The 19,886-nt window shown below is 64.2% G+C and carries 13 protein-coding genes; 4 read left to right on the top strand and 9 right to left on the bottom strand.

Annotation, left to right across the window (positions count from 1 at the left end):
* Positions 1-35: 35 nt before the first annotated feature.
* The 3 genes from D2E22_RS03385 to D2E22_RS03375 all read right to left on the bottom strand — a co-directional run bounded on the left by D2E22_RS03385 (position 36) and on the right by D2E22_RS03375 (position 5,320).
* The gene (locus D2E22_RS03385; RefSeq protein WP_126031713.1) at positions 36-1,511 is read right to left on the bottom strand and encodes an amino acid permease; all 1,476 of its coding nucleotides are present in this window, start codon (positions 1,509-1,511) and stop codon (positions 36-38) included.
* A gap of 235 nt (positions 1,512-1,746) precedes the next feature.
* The gene (locus D2E22_RS03380; RefSeq protein WP_126031712.1) at positions 1,747-3,012 is read right to left on the bottom strand and encodes an AGE family epimerase/isomerase; all 1,266 of its coding nucleotides are present in this window, start codon (positions 3,010-3,012) and stop codon (positions 1,747-1,749) included.
* Positions 3,013-3,127: 115 nt separating this feature from the next.
* A complete protein-coding gene (locus D2E22_RS03375) occupies positions 3,128-5,320 on the bottom strand; it encodes an alpha-galactosidase (protein WP_126031711.1) in 2,193 nt (730 codons plus the stop codon).
* A 136-nt stretch (positions 5,321-5,456) separates the two neighbouring features.
* Here D2E22_RS03375 and D2E22_RS03370 point away from each other — a divergent pair, with 136 nt between their 5' ends.
* Positions 5,457-6,317: a hypothetical protein gene (locus D2E22_RS03370; RefSeq protein WP_241218153.1), complete on the top strand. Its 861-nt coding sequence runs from the start codon at positions 5,457-5,459 to the stop codon at positions 6,315-6,317.
* Positions 6,318-6,373: 56 nt separating this feature from the next.
* Positions 6,374-7,024, top strand: a complete 651-nt coding sequence (locus D2E22_RS03365; RefSeq protein WP_126031710.1) for a YesL family protein — start codon at positions 6,374-6,376, stop codon at positions 7,022-7,024.
* 9 nt (positions 7,025-7,033) lie between these two features.
* On the opposite strand, the gene D2E22_RS03360 is transcribed toward D2E22_RS03365, so the two are convergent.
* The 5 genes from D2E22_RS03360 to D2E22_RS03340 all read right to left on the bottom strand — a co-directional run bounded on the left by D2E22_RS03360 (position 7,034) and on the right by D2E22_RS03340 (position 13,926).
* Positions 7,034-9,562: a glycoside hydrolase family 31 protein gene (locus D2E22_RS03360; RefSeq protein ID WP_126031709.1), complete on the bottom strand. Its 2,529-nt coding sequence runs from the start codon at positions 9,560-9,562 to the stop codon at positions 7,034-7,036.
* A 31-nt stretch (positions 9,563-9,593) separates the two neighbouring features.
* The gene (locus D2E22_RS03355) at positions 9,594-10,235 is read right to left on the bottom strand and encodes a YesL family protein (protein ID WP_126031708.1); all 642 of its coding nucleotides are present in this window, start codon (positions 10,233-10,235) and stop codon (positions 9,594-9,596) included.
* Positions 10,236-10,271: 36 nt separating this feature from the next.
* Positions 10,272-11,195, bottom strand: coding sequence for a carbohydrate ABC transporter permease (locus D2E22_RS03350; protein ID WP_126031707.1), 924 nt, complete (start codon positions 11,193-11,195; stop codon positions 10,272-10,274).
* A gap of 10 nt (positions 11,196-11,205) precedes the next feature.
* Positions 11,206-12,165 (bottom strand): ABC transporter permease, encoded by a 960-nt coding sequence (locus D2E22_RS03345; protein WP_126031706.1) that lies wholly within the window; start codon positions 12,163-12,165, stop codon positions 11,206-11,208.
* 114 nt (positions 12,166-12,279) lie between these two features.
* Positions 12,280-13,926 carry an extracellular solute-binding protein gene (locus D2E22_RS03340; protein WP_126031705.1) on the bottom strand — a complete coding sequence of 549 codons (1,647 nt, stop codon included), beginning with the start codon at positions 13,924-13,926 and terminating at the stop codon, positions 12,280-12,282.
* 228 nt (positions 13,927-14,154) lie between these two features.
* On the opposite strand from D2E22_RS03340, the gene D2E22_RS03335 reads away from it, so the two are divergent.
* Both D2E22_RS03335 and D2E22_RS03330 read left to right on the top strand, forming a co-directional pair.
* A complete protein-coding gene (locus D2E22_RS03335) occupies positions 14,155-15,168 on the top strand; it encodes a LacI family DNA-binding transcriptional regulator (RefSeq protein ID WP_126031704.1) in 1,014 nt (337 codons plus the stop codon).
* A 123-nt stretch (positions 15,169-15,291) separates the two neighbouring features.
* Complete coding sequence (locus tag D2E22_RS03330) at positions 15,292-18,561, top strand: family 49 glycosyl hydrolase (RefSeq protein WP_126031703.1); 3,270 nt, start codon at positions 15,292-15,294, stop codon at positions 18,559-18,561.
* Here the strand turns inward: D2E22_RS03330 and D2E22_RS03325 are convergent.
* Positions 18,558-19,592 (bottom strand): LacI family DNA-binding transcriptional regulator, encoded by a 1,035-nt coding sequence (locus tag D2E22_RS03325; RefSeq protein ID WP_126031702.1) that lies wholly within the window; start codon positions 19,590-19,592, stop codon positions 18,558-18,560. The two genes, D2E22_RS03330 and D2E22_RS03325, sit on opposite strands and share 4 nt — an antisense overlap.
* Positions 19,593-19,886: the final 294 nt, after the last annotated feature.

Below are 19,886 nucleotides of genomic sequence, written 5' to 3'. Positions count from 1 at the left end.
CCGCCGGCAGAGGGCGCCCGCCGCATAGCAGGCCGTCAGCGCTCCTTCGCCGCCTTCCGGCGCCGTTCGCCGCCCTTCGATGTGAACGCATAGGCGGCGAACAGCACGGCGAGCCAGATCACGCCGGCGATCAGCGCGATGCGATAGCTCGGCGAGAAGCACATCAGCACAGCCACCATCGCCAGGAACGCGATGATCAGATACGGCGTCCAACGCCACCCCGGCAACTTGAACTGGATCCGCTCGAGCGCCTCGTCGCCATGCAGTCCCCGCAACTCCCCCGGACCATCGCCGGCGGCCACATGGCGCCGGAACAGCATCTCGGTGACCATGATCATCGTCCAGTTGATGATCGCGGCGATCGTCGCAATCGACATCAGATAGTTGAACGCGAATTGCGGCCACAGGAACACGACGACGACGGCGACGACGGTGACGGCGGCGCTCGTGAGCACGGCCGCCACCGGCACGCCGCGCTTGTTCACGCTGCCGAGATACGCCGGCGCATTGCCTTGGCGCGCAAGCGAATACAGCATGCGCGAGTTCGAATACAACGCGGAGTTGTAGACGCTCATGACCGCCGTCAGACACACGAAGTTGAGGATGCCGGCGGCCACCGGCACGCCGACGGAATCGAAGATCTGCACGAAGGGGCTCATCTGGCCGTCGATGCGGTCCCACGGCACAACGGCCATGATGACGCCGAGCGCAGCCACGTAGAAGACGAGGATGCGCCAGATGATGCCGTTCGTCGCCTTCGGGATCGTCCTGCGCGGATCCTCGACCTCGCCGGCCGTGACGCCGATGAGCTCGGTGCCGCCGAAGCTGAACATGACGACGACGAGCGCCATCAGCAGACCCATCCAGTGGCCGTCCGCGGCGCGCGACATCACACCGTTCGGAAGGAAGCCGCCGTCGACCGTGAACCAGTTCGCGAAGGACGCGCGCACGCCCGAGTCGGTCGGCAGGTTCATGACGATGACGGCGATGCCGCCCGCGATCATCGCGATGACGGCGACGATCTTGATCAGCGCGAACCAGAACTCGAACTCGCCGAATTCACTGACGCCGAACAGGTTGAGGATCGTGATGCACACGAGGAAGAACGCGGCCGACGCCCATTGCGGAATGTTCGGGAACCAGTAGTTGACGAAGGAGCCGACGACGGCGAGTTCGACCATCGAGACGAGCACATAGTTGAACCAGTAGTTCCATCCGGAGATGAACCCCGCGCGCTTCGACCAGTACCGCGACGCGTAGTAGCTGAACGCACCCGCCTTCGGGTCCTCGACGCTCATCTCGCCCAGCGCGCGCACGATCATGAAGATCGCGGCGCCGCCGATGATATAGGCGAGCAGGATGGATGGGCCGGCAAGCGAAATCGATTCGCTTGAGCCGTAGAACAGGCCGGTGCCGATCGCGCCGCCGAGCGCGATGAGCTGGATGTGCCTGTTCTTCAACGATTTGCGCAGCTGTTGCGGCTGCTCACTCACTTCGGATGTGGAGGCCATGATCGTCCTTTGTATCGCGATGCCGCGAACGGCCGTCCACGGCATGGAAAGGCCGCGCCACGCGCACATGCATGGACGGCTGACGCCCATTCTACGGACACGTTGTTACGGCGAGCCGCGCCGACGCGAGTCGGACGCCGCAGCCACAGCCGCGGCGCCCGGCGATGCGTGACAAGCGCCGCAGGGGCATGCGGCGCTTGTCACGCATTCAGGGCGAGGTTTCCCCGGCCGACCTTCAGTCGAGGCCCTCCTCGATGCCCTTCTTCGTCGCCGGGGCGATCGAGAGCGCCGGGTCGCGCAGCGGGATCATCATCGCCTGCGTCGCGTGGTACAGGTCGGACTTGCCCGGCCAGACCGTGTCGATGACCTCGTTCCTGCGGTTGAGCTGATGGAACCATGAGCCGTGCTTGTGGTCCATCAGATAGGTGTCGATGTATTCGAGGAAGGTCGCGTACCAGTCCGCATATTCCTGCTTGCCGGTGACGTGGTAGAGCGTCGCGGCCGTGTTGACGCCTTCGGCGAGCGTCCAGTGCATGCGGTCGTGCACGACCGGCCTGCCTTCCCAGTCGGTCGTGTAGACGACGCCCGGCGCACCGTCGGCGTCCCACGCGTCCTCGACCGCACGGTTGAACAGATGCTCGGCCGCGTCGAGGTACTTGCGGCCATCGCCGTCCAGCACGCCGTCCTTGCCGTACACCGACAACGCGTACTGCGTGATCAGGCGCGCCCATTCGATGCCGTGGCCCGGCGTCGCGCCGTAGGGCTTGAACTGGTCGTCCGGCTTGTCCGCGTTGAACTCGAGCTGCGCCATCCAGTCGGCGGTGAAGTGCTCCGGGATGCGCCAGTCGTTCTCCTCGGCCCATGTGAGCACATGGCCGATGATGCGGCCGGCGCGTTCACGCCAGCTTTCGTCGCCGGTGACGTCGGCGACGGCGAGGCACGCCTCGACCGAGTGCATGTTCGCGTTGAGACCGCGGTAGGTGTCGAGTTCGGTGAACTCGGTGTTCCAGGTGTCGACGCTCAGGCCGATCTCGTCGTCCCAGAACTTCGTCAGATAGACGTGCTCGGCCTGCTCGAGCAGCTCCTTCGCGCCCGGGCGGCCGGCGAGCAGCGCCGATGACGCCGCGAGCAGCACGAAGGCGTGCGCATAGGCCTGCTTCGTCGGCATATGGCAGATGTCCGGCGTGATCTCGGCGTACCAGCCGTCGTTCTCCTCGTCATGCAGCACGCCGCGCAAGCCGCGGATGCCGTTGTCGACGAGTTCGGCGGCGCCGTCGACGCCGAGCAGCGTCGCGAGCGAGTAGACATGCGTCATGCGGCACGTGATCCAGGTGGCGCGGTTGCGGTCCTTCCACGGCGCGCCGTCGTCGCCGAGCCAGTACGAGCTGCCGTCGACCGCCGGGAAACGGCGTCCGAACGCGATGAGGTTGTCGCGGGAGATGTCGAGGAACTTCTTGTTCTCCGGCGTCCCGATCTGATACTTCGCATTGGTGGTGGTCATCGTCTTCCTTCCGATTGTCGTCCGTCGTCTTCGTTGACCCGCCCGACCCTGATGGCCGGCGCTATCGTGTGCGTACGATGTCGAGCGTATCACTGAAGCGCTTAAGTGGCAAGTTTCACCGCACTTCCCGAATGTCGAGCACAATCGCCTGCAGCGGCCACAGCGGCGGGATCTGCAGGCCGACGCGTTTCAGCAGCGCGCCGCCGACCTCGAAGCCGTCCTCACCTCGGGCGTCGCGCATCCACGCCGGCGTGTTCCATCCCCAGCGTGACTCGCCGATCTCCTGACGCATGCGCACGCGGTAGACGCGATCGTCGCGCACCCCGTTCAGGCGCAGCCGTTCGGTGACGACGTCACGCAGATTCGTGACGGTCGCGACGACCCAGATCGCGCGTGAACCATCATCGCTGACGACGCCGCGCGCACGCAGCGCCGGATCGTGGAAGTCGGCATGGTGCACGGAGCCGGAGTGCAGGACGCCGCGCAGCTCCTTGACGAGGGCGACGAATCCGGTGATCTGCCGGAGCTCCTCGGGCGTGCGTTCGAGGATGTTCCATTCGAAGCCGGAGCATCCCTCGAGCGACATCGCCGCACGGTAGGACAGGTCGGTCGCGCGCCATGTGGAGTGCGCCGGGCTCGGTCCGACGTGCGCGCCGATCATCTCCGGCGGCACGATGAGTTCGGTGTAGCGCTGGATGTCCGCACGGTCGCGCGGATCGTTCGAATCGGAGGCCCATATGCGGTCGGCGTGCTGCAGCATGCCGGCGTCGGTGCGGCCGCCGCCCGAGGCGCAGCTTTCGATCTCCAGTCCGGGGAACTCGCGCTTGAGCTCGTCGAACAGGCGGTAGCAGGCCTCGGTCTGCGCATGCAGCCCGTAATGGCCGGCGTGCACCGGCTCGGTCACGTCGCGGTTGTGGTCCCACTTGATGTAGTCGATGCCGAGTTCGCCGATAAGATCGGCCATCCGGTCATGCACATGGCGATAGGCGTCCGGATTGGCCAGATCGAGCACGTACTGCGTGCGGTACGAGACGTCGGCGCGGCACGGCACCGCCTCGGGCGCCGCGAGGATCCAATCGGGGTGCTCGCGCGCGCAGTCGGAGTCGAGATTGATCATCTCCGGCTCGAACCACAGGCCGAACTGCATGCCGAGGCCGCGCACGTGCCTTGCGAGCGCGTTGAGCCCGTTCGGCCACACGGCCGGGTCGACGATCCAGTCGCCGAGCCCCTTCGTGTCGTCGCGGCGCAGATGGAACCAGCCGTCGTCGAGCACGAAGCGTTCGACGCCCACCTTCGCGGCGAGGTCGGCGAGCCTGATCAGCGTCGTCTCGTCGTGGTCGAAGTAGACGGCCTCCCAGGTGTTGAGCGTCACCGGACGGTCGCCGCGCACATGCCGCGGCAGCGCGCGCAGCCAACGGTGGAAGCGGCTCGCGGCGCCGTCGAGGCCGACGTCGGAGTAGGAGAAGCACACCTGCGGCGTCGTATAGGCCGCGCCGGCGGAGAGGCGGATCTCCCCCGGTCCGAGCAGCTCGCCGGCGCCGAGCAGCGCCTCGTGCTGCGGCAGGTTGTCGATCCGGTAGGTCTGGTTGCCGCTCCATGCGAGATGGCACGTCCACACCTCGCCGGCGGAGAACTTCGGCTCGCCGTCGGATGCGATGAACATCCACGGGCTTTCATGGCTCGTCTTGCCGTGGCGGCAATCGCGGGTGACGGAGCCGACCGGCAGCGCCGTCGTCGCCGGCTGTTTTTCGAGCGGCCAGCGGCCGGTGAACTGCGTCAGATGGTCGGCACGGCGCGGAATCGGCATCGTCAGGTCGAGCCAGTTGACGACGAGCGGCTCGGCGCCCTCGCCGATATTCTTCACCGCGGCCTTCGCGAGCAGCAGACCGCCTTCGGCGAGTTCGAGGCGCATGTCGAGCGCGACGTCGTTGACGCCGTCCTCGGCGTGCACGTCGAGGACATCGACGGCATCCGCCGGCGCGCCGTCGTGCGCGCCGGCCGTCGTCGCCACCGACGTCCAACGCACGAACACCGGAGCCCCGCCGCGGTGCGCCTCAAGCCCCGGGCGGCCCGCGAAGGCCTCGGCGCCCTGCGGCAGCAGCGACGGGCGCAGCGCCGCGTCCGGCTTCTCGTCCGGCGGCGTCACCTTGAGCGTCATCGCGTCGAGCATCGCCAGCATGTCCTCGGCTTCCGGCATGCCGAAATCACGTCCCCAGTACTCGACCTGCGGCATCTCGCCGTCCGGCGTCTTGAGCACGACGCACACGTCGTCGCGGCGCAGCACCACATGGTTTCCGTTGTCGAACATCGTTGTCTCCTTCGCACAACCGCGGCGCGACCGCCGCGCGTTCAGTCCCCGTAAGTTCCGCCGTCGGCACCACACCGGGGATTGACTTTTTCGCTCAATCAGTATAAATTAAGCGGTTAAGTAACGCAAACAGAACATGGCTGAGGTTCACTTCGACACGCCGACGTGCCGCCCTCAGGCGGCCGGCGAACGCATCGCGACGCGCACCGCGGCCGCCGGCGACGCCGCCGGAACATATGACGAGAGGATGGGCGCCATGGCAGCAGACAGGCATTCGTCGGACGATCGCCTCACCGAATCCCAGCGCGCGGCCGTGGACTCGCTCACGCAGGCGCCGCGGTACGCCGGCAAATCGAAGCTGTACGTGTTCACGAAACTGCCGATGGGCCAGAAGGGCGCCTACTTCCGCGAGCATTTCCTGATCCCGTGCGTCGCCGCCGTCATCGTCATCGCGCTGTGCGCGTTCGTCATCGTCCGTTTCGTCTCGCCTCGCGAACGCCCCGCGCTGTATGCGGCCGTCGTCGACAGCACGCTCCCGCTCGGCGAATCCGCGAAGCTGCAGGAGCAGTACACGAAGACGCTCGGGCAGGACGTCATCATCGACGACTACTTCGACACGAAGAAGGACGGCCTCTCCAAGCTGCAGACGATGATCTCGAGCGAGCAGATCGACGTCGTCATCGCACCGCCGGCCGTCTTCCGCGAACTCGCCGGCTACGGCTACTTCACGAATCTCAAGTCGACGCTGACGGCCGACGAATACGGCGACCTGCACGCCTACGCCGAGGACTTCCACGGCTTCGACGACTCCGCGCTCAGCGACGACGTCGACGATTCCGGCAGCGGCAAAGGCAAGGCGGAGCCTTACGGCCTCAGACTCGACGACGCGAAACGATGGCACGAGTTCGCGACCGATGACGCCGCGATCATCGGCGTCGTCGCGAACACGAAGCAGACCGGCAATGCGCAGCGGTTCATCGCATACCTGTACCGCTGAACGCCCCTCGACCTCGACCCGAACATCATCCGCAACCCAAAAGAGGAGACATCGTCATGAGTTCCAGCCTGTTCCGTCAGGACAATCCCTTCAACGTCGTCATGGGCCGCATCGGCGACCTCGCGATGCTGTCCGTCGCATGGTTCGTCTGTTCGATCCCGATCGTGACGATCGGCCCGGCCACCGCCGCCGCCTGCGAGGTCTCGCGTGAGATCGTCGAGGACACCGACGAAGGCGTCCTGCGCACTTTCTGGCGAGCGATCAAACGCCGTTTCGGCGTGAACATGCTGTTCTCGCTGCTGTTCATCGTCCTCTTCGCGATCGGCGCCGTCGACCTGTGGTACATCTCACGGCAGTCCGGCGACGCGGCGTCCGTCATCTACGGCGTCACGCTCGGCGCACTCGTCATCATCGCGATGATGCTGTCCTTCGTGCTGCCGCTGTCCGGCCGCAGCAAGCTGTCCTGGTGGGAGCAGATCCGCCAGTCGACCCGTCTGTCGCTGATGAAGCCGCTGCTGGCGCTCGGCAACGTCGCGCTCATCGCGCTGCCGTTCGTACTGATGTGGTTCGTGCCCGGCGCGGTCGTCTGGGTGCCGATCCTGTGGTGCGTCCTCGGCGCCGGCGTCTCGATGTGGGCGGTCATGCGCTGGACCTGCAAGGCCTTCCGACTCAAGCCGCGCGACACTCCCGCAGATCACGACGCCTGACCGCATGGATTAGCGCAGCATGATCTCCTCGAGCGCCGCCATCACGCCGTCCGGCACATACGCCTCACCCTCGTCTTCTGCGCCCGCCCCGCCGTAGGCGCGCAAGGTGGCCAGACCAAGCTTCCCCTGACGCATCAGGGCATCATATGCCAGATCCTTGCCGACGTTCGACATCTGCGCCGACATCAGCAGGCCACGCACATCCTCCTCGACGGGGTTGTCCGCAAGCGAAATCAGACTGCTGGGGATATGCAGCCACAGCATATCGGAACTCGGCACATCACGCACGGCCACGCTCAAGGACAGCGTGGCCCTGTCGTACGCCACCGTCGCAGGGCAGGGAAGGCCGCCCAGTCGAACCGTGACATGATCGGCTTGCCCGCGCCGATCGGGCACGCCGGATTCCGCAAACTCCACCCCCCGCAGCACGATGGTCCAATCCCGGTATGGCGGCGCCGTGCGCGCCGCCCCGCAGACGGCATCGACGATGAAGAACACGCCGCCGTCCTCATCCCAGATCTGCTCCATCCGGGTCGACGCGACATGCCCGTCCTGCGCCGTCTCCCAATCGCCGCGGTCCTCAATCATGACGAACTCGCCGTCACCGGGGAATGCAAGCACACGAAGACGGCGCGGATTATCCGTCGAATTCCACGCACGCCGCCCCGTTCCGTCCGGGACGCATTGCATGGGAACGATGGCGCCGGATCTCGCGAACACCGGGTAATGATCAAGCGACCGCCATACCGACAGACGCCGTCCGTCCGCCTCGTCGGCACGGTAGCGCCGGCCATCGAAGAAATCGAACCAATCGCCGTGCGGAAGCCACAGATCGGTCCGCGAGCGCGCACAGGCCTTCTCGATACGCCGCGTCGCGGGGGCCACGACCAGTTCGCTGCCGAACCGGTACTCGTTCGCATAATCGTATGCGGCATCGCATTGCGGATATTCCCAGTACATCGGTTCGACCAGCGGACGCGATTCGAAGGCGGCGCGGTAATTCATCGAATGCAGATACGGGATGAGCGCGTGCCGCAGCCGCAACGCCCCGGTCATGACGGATCGCGCGGGTTGCGCGAAATTCCACGGCTCCTTGCCTCCGAACATCGAGCAGCTCGAATGAAGTCTGCATATCGGGCTGAACGCCCCGTACTGGTACCAACGCGCCTCGAGCTCGTCGTCACGGACGCCGTACATATGGCCGCCGATGTCATGGCTCCACCATCCATACCCTATATTCGACGCGGTCGCCGTGAACCGGGGCTGGAAGTCCAGTGACTGCCACGACACGACGGTATCCCCGGAGAACCCTATCGGATAGCGATGCGAGCCGATTCCCGCATAACGGCTGAACGTCAACGGCCAACGTCCGGACTGCGTCGAAGCGAGGTATTGCATATGGTTGAGCATCCAGAGCGGATCGAGCCCGGGCTGACGGGTCACCGCGCCCTGCTGCCAATCAATCCACCAGAAGTCCACGCCATCCGCGGCGATGCGGTCATGCATGCGCAGATAGGCGTCCATGAACCGCGGGTTCGCCGGATCGAAGTTCACCGCGGCGCCGGAGGAGGGGTCGACGCCCATGTCCCGCGCCATCGGGACATATTCATCCTCGAATGCGCGGATGCCATCGCGCGGATGCTCATTGAGCGTCACCTTCAGCCCACGTCGATGCAGATCGACCAACAGCCGCCCCGGGTCGGGGAACAGCTCGCGGTTCCATGTGTAGCCGGTCCAGCCGGAACCGTATTCCGCGTCCACGTCGGTTATGTGCCAGTCCATATCCAGCACCGCGACGGTGAACGGCATGCCCTCATCCCGAAAACGATCCATCAACGTGAGATATTCGGACTGCGTATACCGGTGGAAGCGGCTCCACCAGTTGCCGAGCGCCCATCGGGGCAGCAACGGCACCGGCCCTGTGAGCCGGTGGAAGTCGTCGATCGCCTCGATGAAACGCAGCCCATAGCCGAAGAAGTACAGGTCGGTCTGGGGATGCTCACGCCTCATCGGCCATGTGCCGAAGACGTTGGGCTGTCCGTTCACCTCATCGACGCTCCGCAGCACATTGCCGGACGAATCGTCCAGCACGCTCCATCCGTCACGCGACAGGATCCCTTCGCCAAGGTCGACACCGCCGTCGGCTCCGTCCAACGTCCGGGCGGTGCCCTTGAGGTTCCCGCGCGGGACATCCCCATAATGCCAGGTGTTATGCTGGCTCCCCGGTACGCCTTTGACGACGATGGACAGTCCTTCCCGGCTGAACGGGGCGCCATCGTATTCAAGCCGCAGCGCGGACGTCTCGACGACGACGCCGTCGCCCCGCCGCGTGATCTGCGCCTGAACGGCTCTGCCCAGATCGCGGTTGACCACCATCTGGGTCGCGCCGTCCTCGAAGACGCCGTCCCGCGACCATTCGAGGCGGATGAGCGCATCGGTGAGCACGCTCACGCGCCACCCTTCGCCCATCACGATGCGGTCGCTCGGCGGTATCAGGCGCGATCCCTCCGTGAGATTCCGGAACGCTTCGTATGCCATGTCTTCTCCACAGTTTGTATATAGACGTTCTTTATGCCTGGCCGTCGTGGACGCTCATGCCGGGAAGGCCTCCCCACGCATAGACCGCGGCCATGATGGCGAAGATCGGCACGGCGACGCCCAAGGCCGCCGCGAGTCCGGGCCACGTATAGTATGCGAAACCGATGGTGATGAGCAGCAGCACGATGAACAGCGAACACAGCGGCCGTGCGACCACCATCGATGCGGACATACGGACGACCCAGCCGATCCGTTCGGCGTAATGCGAGCGCACCGCCCAACCCACACACGTCATGAGCAGATACACCAGGTTGACCACGAACAGCACCCCTGAGGCCACGATCCCCGGCTGCCCCAAGTCGTTATGCTGCACGAACCAGTATTCCCAGAGCAGCAGCAGCCCGGGTATGGCCAGCAGCCAGCCGAACATATTGGCCGCCCGCAGGTCGGTGCGCCAGGCGGCATGGAAAGCGGCCCAGATCTGGCGTATGCCCCACGAACGGTCCTCGGACATGAGCCATCGGCGATAGGTGGCGAAGGCGGCTCCGATCGACGGGAACAGCCCGAACGCCACCAGACCGCAGATCGTATACGCGAGGACGGCCACATGCACCACGGCGACGAGCATGACCACCCTGGCGAGGCGCTCATATCCGAGAGCGAATCGTTGCATCGGACCACCCGTTCCCATCCGTCGGAGGCATCGCCGTCATCCCTTGACCGCCCCGATCATCACGCCCTTGTTGAAGTACTTCTGCAGGAACGGGTAGATGACCATGAGCGGCAGCGTGGATACGATGATGATGCCGAATTTGATCTGATCCGCGAAGTTCTGCGACTGCAGTGCGGACATGGAGGCGCCTCCATGCTCCGTCTGGTTCGCCAGCAGAATCATCTGCAGGATGTTCTGCAGCGGCTGCTTGTCCTGATCGCGGATGTAGATCAGACCGGTGAAGTAATCGTTCCAATGCCCCACGAAGCAGTACAGCGCGATCACGGCGATGATGGCACTCGACAACGGCAACACGATGCGGAAGAAGAAGCCGAAGTAGGATGTGCCGTCCACACGCGCCGAATCATACAGTTCCTCGGGGATGGAGCTTTCGAAGAAGGATCTGGCGATGATCATGTTGTAGACGCCGAAGGCCCCCGGCAGGATGAACACCCAGATGCTGTTGAGCAGCCCCAGCTGCTTCATCAGCAGATAGCTGGGGATCAGGCCGCCGCTGAAGAACATCGTGAAGGCGAACAGGAACATGATGATGCGCCTCGGCTTGAATTCGCGCCTCGACATGGCGAATGCAGCCGGAATGGTGACCGCCAGGTTGACGGCCGTGCCCAACAGCGTATAGATGATGGTATTGCGATAGCCGATCCAGATGCGGGTGTCCGCGAGGATCTTCGCATAGCCGCCCAGACTGAATCCTTTCGGCAGCAGCGTCACCTGCCCGGTCGCCACGGCGGCTGGATCGGAGAACGATGCGATGATGACGAACCACAGCGGATAGAGGATCACCAGAAGAATCACCACGATGATGATGGCGAGCACCACTTCGAACACCACGTCCGACGGCGTCTTCTTCTGGCGTTTGGGATGGCTGGCGGATACGCCTTTATGCCTTGTGAATGCCATGCGGGTCCTCCTAGAAGATACTGGTGTCGCTGGTGCGCCGCGCGATGGCGTTGGCTATCACCAGGAAGACGAAGTTCACCACCGAATTGAACAGACCGATCGCGGTGGAATACGAGAACTGGTTGTCAAGGATGCCTATGCGGTATGTATAGGTGGAAATCACCTCGGACGCCGTGATGTTCAGCGTGTTCTGCATCAGCCACACCTTCTCGAATCCGACGCCCAACACGGAACCCATGTTCAGGATGAGCAGCACGCCGACGGTGGGCATGATCGTCGGGATGTCGACGTAGCGAATCAGCTGCAGACGGTTTGCGCCATCGATCTTCGCGGCCTCGTACAGCGCCAGGTCCACGGAGGACAATGCGGCGAGGTAGATGATGCAGTTCCATCCCATATGCTGCCACACCTCGGAGATCCAGTAGATCTGCGCGAAGGCCTTCGGATTGCCCATCATGCTTTCACGGCCGAGGAATCGTCCAAGCAGGCCATTGCCTGGCTGCAGGAAGATCTGGATCATCGAGACCATGACCACGGTGGAGATGAAGTGTGGCATGTAGGTGATGGTCTGCACGAATCCCTTGATCTTCGCACCACCGATCTGGTTGATGAGCAACGCCAGCAGGATCGGCGCGATGAACCCCATCGTCAGCGTCCATAGACTGATGCGGAACGTGTTCGTGATGATCTCGCCGAACAGCGGATCATTGAAGAACTGCCTGAAGTATTGGAATCCCACCCACTGGCCGCCGGTCAGGCCCTTCGTGATGTCGTATCGGCGGAACGCGAGCTGCACGCCGTACATCGGTATGTAGGCGAACACCACAATGAACACAATCGCGGGCAGCACCAACGCCCACAGCTGCCAATACAGCTGGAAATGTCTTCGCAGCCTCCTCCACAAAGGCGCCTTCCTGCGCTCCTCCACGTTGTCGACGACCATCGGCCGGCCACTTGCGCTCGCACTCATACGTTCCTCGTTTCATTGAAAATCCCATGTCCCAGCCGCTTGCTGAAGACCGTCAGGGCGGCTGGAGCGCAGACGGGGCGTCCTGTCCGGGCCGCCCCGTCTGCGTCGGACGCATCATTCAGACTGCGCCGTCTTCTCCGCGCGACTGTTCAGGTTGACTTTGATCATGCCCATGTTCTTCTTGAACGCGTCGTAGACCTGCTGCTCGATTTCGATGTTCTCGTCGAGCTTGTTCTTCTTCAGGTTTTCGACGTAGGCATCCCATTCCTGTTCCACGCCTCCCTTGGTCACCCATTGCGCGAACTTGCTCATCGCGCCCTGTGTGATACCGGTGTTGTTCGCGTTCATCCTGCTGGTCTGTTCGGGCGTCATCGGCATGTTCGAATACAGGATGTCGTTGTCGAAATCCACATGGCTGTAGTCCTCGTCGTAGACCGCGTCCACCGGCACCACTTCGGTGTGGATGGAGGGAAGACCGAGTTTCATGTCATCGCTGAGCCATCCCGGCGCGCCATCCGCCAACGACTGGTAGAACTGCCAGTCAGCCGCGTTGTCATGGCCTTCCGGCGGATCGAGGATCGTGTAGTCGTTCTCCCCATTGCGCCGCACGGCGGTGCCGAAGGTTCCGAAACGCGCCTGGACGGAGATATCGGGGCTGTAGAACGCATCGACGAACTTCAGCGCCGCATCCTTGTTCGAGACCTTGGCGGAGACGACGATACGGTCCGCCTGATAGGCGAGGTCGTCGCCGTTATAGGCCCATACCGGCGGTTCCTTCTGGTCCGCATGCTGCTTGAGCGACGGAATCGTGATGTATTGATCGCCGAGTTCCGGCCCGAAGATATCCGACGGCGTCCACATCCATGTGAATCCGACGATTGCGGTCTTGCCTTCGCCCTTGGCGGTACCGGTGTACTTGGACCAGTCATGCGTGAACGCGTCAGAGGAGATCACGCCCGCCGCCCACAGTTCATGCAGATACACGATTAGATCGCGATAGCGCGTATCGGTCAGGTAGTTGTGTACCTTCCCGTCCTTGACGTACATGCCGAGAGGGCCGTTCGGCACCGTGATGCCGGAGCTCGCCAACAACACGTTCGGCTGGAACAGGCCGAAGCCGCCGGTGCTCGGAGCGTTGAAATCCATGGGGATCTCATCGGCCTTCCCGTTGCCGTTGGGATCGCGGTCCTTGAACGCCTTGAGCACGTCGGCGAGTTCATCCCATGTGGTGGGGACGCTCAGCCCCAGTTTGTCCAGCCACTGCTTGTTGATGAACATGTGGTTGCTGGTTCTGGCGGCGCCGCGCGCGACGCTCGGTCCGCCGAGGATCTTGCCGTCGGTGGTCGTGGAGATGGCGCGGGCGTACGGCTCCGCCTCGAACAGCTTGCTCATGTTCGGCATCTTGTCCATCTCCGGTTTCAGATCCAGGAACAGACTGCCGTATTCCCCCATGTCCCCCGAGCCAAAGCCGCTGATGGTCACATCGGCGACCTCTCCCGCGGCGAGCGATGCCTGACGCTGCTGGTCCCAGGAGGACGCGGCGACGTCCTGCCATTGGATGGAGCAGCCGCAGGCCTTTTCCAGATCCTTCGTCCAGCCCATCTCGGACATCTTGATCGCGCGAGCGTCCTTGACCACCTGAACGGTGAGGATCGGCTTGCCGTCGGCGGTGGTATTGGAGCCGCCGCCGCATGCGGACAGCGGCATCAGCAACGCGCATGTCAGCGCCGTTGCCTTCAGTACTTTGTTTTTACCGAACATCCGAAGCATCCTCCTTGATTCTTCGTCCCGTATACGTTCCCCGCACAGCCATCCGGAAGGCCCCAGCTCCGTGCGGGTGCTCCCAACTATAACATCTTTCGAAAGATTTCCTTAATCTTTCAAAGTGTTTCACTCTTGTCGAACAAGGCGAGGACGCCGGCGTAATACACTTTGTTAGGTCATCACATCCAACGTCTCATCGAGATCCGGCACGGATGGAGAATCCTCATGGGCACTACACTTGCCGACATCGCATCCCGCGCGGGGGTAAGCCCCGCGACGGTCTCCCGCGTCATCAACTCGAAGCCCGGAGTCTCCGAAGAACTACGCGAGAACGTCGTGAACGCGATTCGCGAGCTCGGCATGTCTCTAGACAGATTGCAGCGAAATGGCAAAAAACCCGTCGCCATCATCTCCCCCGATCTCGCGAACCCCATCTTCCCCGAATACGTCACGATGCTCACCACACTGCTGGCACAGCGCGACCTGCTCGCCTTCTCCTGCAGCTACACGCTCGCCGGCGTCTCCGAGGAGCAATACATCACGATGCTGCAGGACCAGCCCCTCACCGGCGCCATCTTCCTCGCCGGAAGCTACGACACGCTGGGCTCCCCGTCGGACACCTACAACCCCCTTCTCTCCAGGAACGTACCGCTCGTCTTCCTCAACGGCGCCCACCGCGAGATGAAGGGCGTCTATCTGGGCACCAACGACGCCAAGGCGATGACGATGGCGCTGCGGCACCTGTCCGACCTGGGGCATCAACGCATCGGCCTGCTGCTGGGCGACCGCAAACACCACCCGTCGGTGCAGAAATACGAGGCGGCCAAGCGTTTCTTCCAGACGAACCACATCGACCACCCCGACGACATGACCATCTGGACCACATACGGGTTCGAGTCCGGACAGGTGGCGGCCATGGAGCTGATCAGACAGGGGGCCACCGCGATCGCCTGCGCCAATGACCAACTGGCCCTGGGGTCCATCCGCGCCGCCTCCGTCCTCGGCCTGCGCATCCCGGAGGACATCTCCATCATCGGCTTCGACGACTCCCCTTCGATGAAATACATGACGCCATCGTTGACGACGATCCGCCAGCCGCTCCCCCAGATCTGCCGGGCCGCGGTCAACAGCCTGCTCGATCCACCCAGCAGCGCGACCTCCGGCAACCGACGCAACGAACTGCTGTTCGATCCGGAGCTCATCGTCAGGGAATCGACGGGCCGCAATCGCAGCGCATGACACCTTCGGGCATTTTGCCTGAAAGCCATCTGAAACGTTTCGCAATTCCTTTCTCCCTTTGATACACTGGCTCATCGACGGACGACGGCGTCCGTCGATACCACACTCAAAGGAGAGCACAGCATGACCCAACGTTTCGACAGCCGCGGAGACGACGAGAGCCCCGGAATCCCCCTCGATCGCCGGCGGCGACGCCCATGGGCGAACACGGTCGCCGCGGCATGCGCCATCGTCACGTTCGCCGCGGCCTCGGCATGGGCACCGGCCGTCGCATCCGCCCAGGAAGCGCCATCGGACACGCCCAACACGGCGGACACATCCGATCTGCATACCTGGTGGCACGACAGGACGGATGCCAACGCCACCGGCGCGGTCGGCGACGACGTCGTACGGCGCTCCCCCTTCTATTCCACGACCGTCCGCCCCGCCAGCCGGCCGCAGGCCCGATACGATTCCTTCACCTACCTGAGCGTTCCGCGCAGCGGCGAAGGCAAGCGCGGATACACGGGCGAAGATGGCGCTGACTTCGCCGCCGACAACAATCTGACGATGTCCTGGTCGACCTTCGAGTACGCCACCGACGTCGACATCGACGTCAGCCTCGACACCGGCCAGACCATCGCTTCGGCGGATCAGGTCACGATCCGCCCCACGACGCTGGGATTCACGACCACGCTCATCGACGACCATACGGTCCGCGTCCACGTCCCCTACAGCGCGGACGGCTACCGCTTCTCCGTCGAGTTCGCCCCGCAGCTCATCACCACCTACAACGACGCCTCGCCCGGCACGGGCAGACTGACCACGGATCCGGCCAGCGGGCAGACCATCGGCACCGAGCCGCGCAACGCCATGCTGGTGTTCGCACAGCCCATGAGACGGAACAACGCCGGCGCCACGGCCGATCCGGGGGTCCCACCGGATCTGAGCGATCCGCATGTGCGCCAGGTCACGCCCGGAGCAGTCAACGACCTCGACGACGCCTCGGACATCACGACGCTGTACTTCGGCCCCGGCACCTACTGGATGGGGTCGCGCTACCACGCCAAGCTGCCGAGCAACATCACGCGCGTCCATCTGGCCGCCGGCGCCTACGTCAAAGGCGCCTTCCAGTTCCTCACCCACGGCTCCTCGCTGGAGGTCAGCGGACATGGCGTATTGTCCGGAGAGCAGTATCCGTATGAGGCGGACACCAACAACGGATACGAGCATCGCTCCGAGCAGAACGCCAACTGCCATGGATCATGCGTGAAAATGCTGCAGTTCGAATCGACCGGCGCCCCGCAGACGCTCACGCTGGACGGCGTCACCGTCGCCAATCCGCCATATCACAGCTTCGTCATGTATGGCGTCGAGGACGGCCCGTTCGCGATGCGGGTCAACAACTACCAGCAGGTCGGCGGATGGTACTGGCAGACCGACGGCCTGGAGCTGTATCGGGGGACCACGTTGGCCAATTCGTTCTTCCACGCCAACGACGATGCGATCAAGCTCTACCATTCCCATGTGCGCGTGCGCAACACCGTAGTGTGGAAGAACGAGAACGGGCCGGTGTTCCAATGGGGCTGGACTCCGCGGAACGTGGAGGACGTCGTCGTCGACGGCACCAGCGTCATCCACAACCGCATGTACTGGAACGACCAGAAACGCAACACCTGCATCATCAATTCGGCATCGTCCTACATCGACGGGAACGCATCGAACACCGCCGACGTCACCCACACGATACGCGACATGACCATCTCCAACACGCATGTGGAAGGCATGGCGAACTGCGCGATACGCATCTACCCGCTGCAGAACCTCGAACGGATCACGATAGACGGCTTGCACATCGAATCGTGGAACGGACTGACGATGCCGGCGCAGGAAAGCTTCTTCGACCGGTTCACCGACGCGGAAGGCACGCCTGTGCGCATCGGCAACCAGACGACCGATGGCGAAGGCCTGCTGCTGCACAACTACACGGTGGGCGGCGTCCCGGTCATCAAGGCGGGCGACAACTGGGCGCACAACGAGCTGGGACGGCTCAACTTCGATCCGCGATTGTATGACAACTGGGACGCGACCACCGACGGCCAGCCACAGGGCGCCACGCCGACGCTCACCGTCGAGGGGCTCACGGACGGCGAGACCGCCACGCAGCGCGCCGTCACGGTGCGGGGAACGACCGACGCCGCAACGGTGCGCATCAGCGTCAACGGAGGCGAGGAACAGCGGCAGGCCGTCGCGGATGGCGCGTTCACAGCCGCGATCACGTTGCCCGACGTGAGCAACAGCGTACGCGTCTGCGCCGTTGGCACCGACGGCGTCATGAACGTCAAACGGTATACCGTCTATGCGCTAGGCGAACGGATTGGCGGACTTACCGACCCGCAGGGCGACGACAACGGTCCGGGCAGCTATGTCTACCCCGCTGACGGCTCCTTCAATCCGGGCGGCTTCGATCTGCGGACCTTCGACGCATACAGCGATGGGGACGTCATACGGTTCGCCACCTCCGTGCAGACCCCCATCACCAACCCATGGGGCGGCAACCATATGAGCACGCAGCGCTTCACCATCCTGCTGTCCGACGCCGCGGACGCGGACGGAGCCGCGGGGGACGGCGCACCCACGCCCCAACTGCCCGGCACAAATACATTCACCCGCGGCGCATGGCGCAAGGCGGTCGTCGTGGACGGCCGCAACGACGGCGCACGGTACGGCAGCGGCGTCTACGACGCCGATCCGGACATAAGCCGCATCGCCGACGTCTCACTCGATCTGATTCGACGCAACACCATCGTGGCGTCGGTCCCGCGCACCGCATTCGCCGACCTCGACCTCGGCAGGGCGGGATATCAGGTCTCCGTCTTCAGCAGCGCCGAGGATTCGGAAGGCATCGGCAACGTCCGGCCCGTTTATTCAACCGCATGCTGGGACGGCGGCGAGAGCTGCCCCGATTACGTCCATCAATTCCGGTTCGGCGGAGGTCTCGGCGTCCCCGACGACAGTCCCGCGCATGACAGCGTCACCACAGACAGCAACGCGATTGACGCGTTCACCGGAAAGGAAAGCCAGGCCACATTGATGGATCTCCGTCAGCCTCAGGTGACCTTCCCGTTCCTGCGGCTGGACACCGCCAACGACGACCGGCCGCAGGACCCCAAGAATCCGGCCAATGGCGCCGCACCTCCCACGCAACCGACGCAGACGCGGCAGCCGGAGCAGACGCAGCAGACCACCCGGTCTCCGCAGTCCTCTTCCGAGCGACCGCCCTCGGACATGCGGCTGTCCGCCAGCGGATCGGCGACGCTACCGGCGCTGGCCGCGGCAATCTCCGCGGCGGCGGTCGGCGCGCTGACGGCCGCCGCCATCCGCCGCCGCGGAGGGAACAGACGGCCCCACTAGTCCCGCTGCGGAGCCGGGCCAGTGGATTCGCGCACGCGCAGCTCGTACGGCGGCTCCTCGACGACGTCCACTTCCTCGCCGTCGATGAGCTTGAGCATCAGCGACGCCGCGATGCGGCCCGATTCGACGATGTCGCGGTTGAGCGCCGTGATGCCGGGGTGCGCGGCCTCGCACATGAACGAGTCGTCCCAGCTCATGATCGACAGCTCCTGGGGCACCTTGACGCCGCCCACGGCCGCGACGCCTTCCGCGGCGAGCGCCATCACGTCGTTGTCGTATATGATCGCCGTCGGCGCCGGATTGACGCTGAGCAACCGCTTCGTTGCGTCGGCGCCGGCGGCCGGCGTGTAGTCGGTGTGCAGGCAGCGGTAGCGCACGCCGAGTTCGGCGGTCACCTCCGAGAACGCGGCGTCACGGATGTACGAGTGGCCGAGCTCCTCGGGGCCGGCGACGCGCGCGATGTTGCGGTGCCCCAGATCGTACAGGTGGCGCACGGCGAGCCCGACCGCGGCGGCGTCGTCGCTTGCAAGCGTCGGCAGTCCCGCGGTGAGCGAGGCGTCGGCGACGGCGAGCACCGGCATCTGCGGATTCTGCTTCATCAGTTCGATGCGCGGATCGCCGATCTCCAGATTGAGCAGCAGCATCGCGTCGACGTTGCTCGTCGCGACCCAGTCCTCGATGATCGAGTCTTCGTCGTCGCTGTCCATCGACATGCGTACAAGCAGCGAGTAGTCCTTCTCCTCGAGCTCCGCGCCGAGGCCGGAGATGAGGCTCATCATGTACGGCTCGACGGCGAGCAGCTGCGGATCGTAGCCGAGGACCAGGCCGATGCGCCTCGTCTTGGCCTGCGCGAGCGACTGCGCGGCGCCGTTCGGCTTCCAGCCAAGTTCCCTGGCGACCTGCAGCACCTTCGCGCGCGTCGTGTCGGAGACACCCGGCTTCCCGTTCAACGCGTAGGACACGGCGCTGCTCGACACCCCCGATGCCTTCGCCACGTCGAAGATCGTGACCTTCGTCTTCTGTGCCGCCATGTCATCGTCTCCCGTCCCGTCACGCTGCGCGCACGCCGCTGTGCCGCTGCGCTCCGTGGCCGCCGCCCGCTTCCGGACGGCATGCGTTGTGCTGTTGGTGCCCCGCGATCCCCGCCACGCCCCGCGATGGAGCCGTCACTGAATCGCTTCAGAACCATTGTATACGGTAGCGCCGGCCGACACATCCCGTCGGCCGACTTGCCCACCATGAATACGCCATTGCGCCCCCCCTGCATCGCCTGAAGACCATTCGAACGATCGGGACAATGGCTTAAGCGGCCATCAGTTGCCGTG

The organism is Bifidobacterium castoris (genome assembly GCF_003952025.1).
Taxonomy (GTDB): Bacteria; Actinomycetota; Actinomycetes; order Actinomycetales; family Bifidobacteriaceae; genus Bifidobacterium; species Bifidobacterium castoris.
Note: the sequence above shows the minus strand (reverse complement) of the source record. Positions and strands in the feature narration are given on the sequence as shown.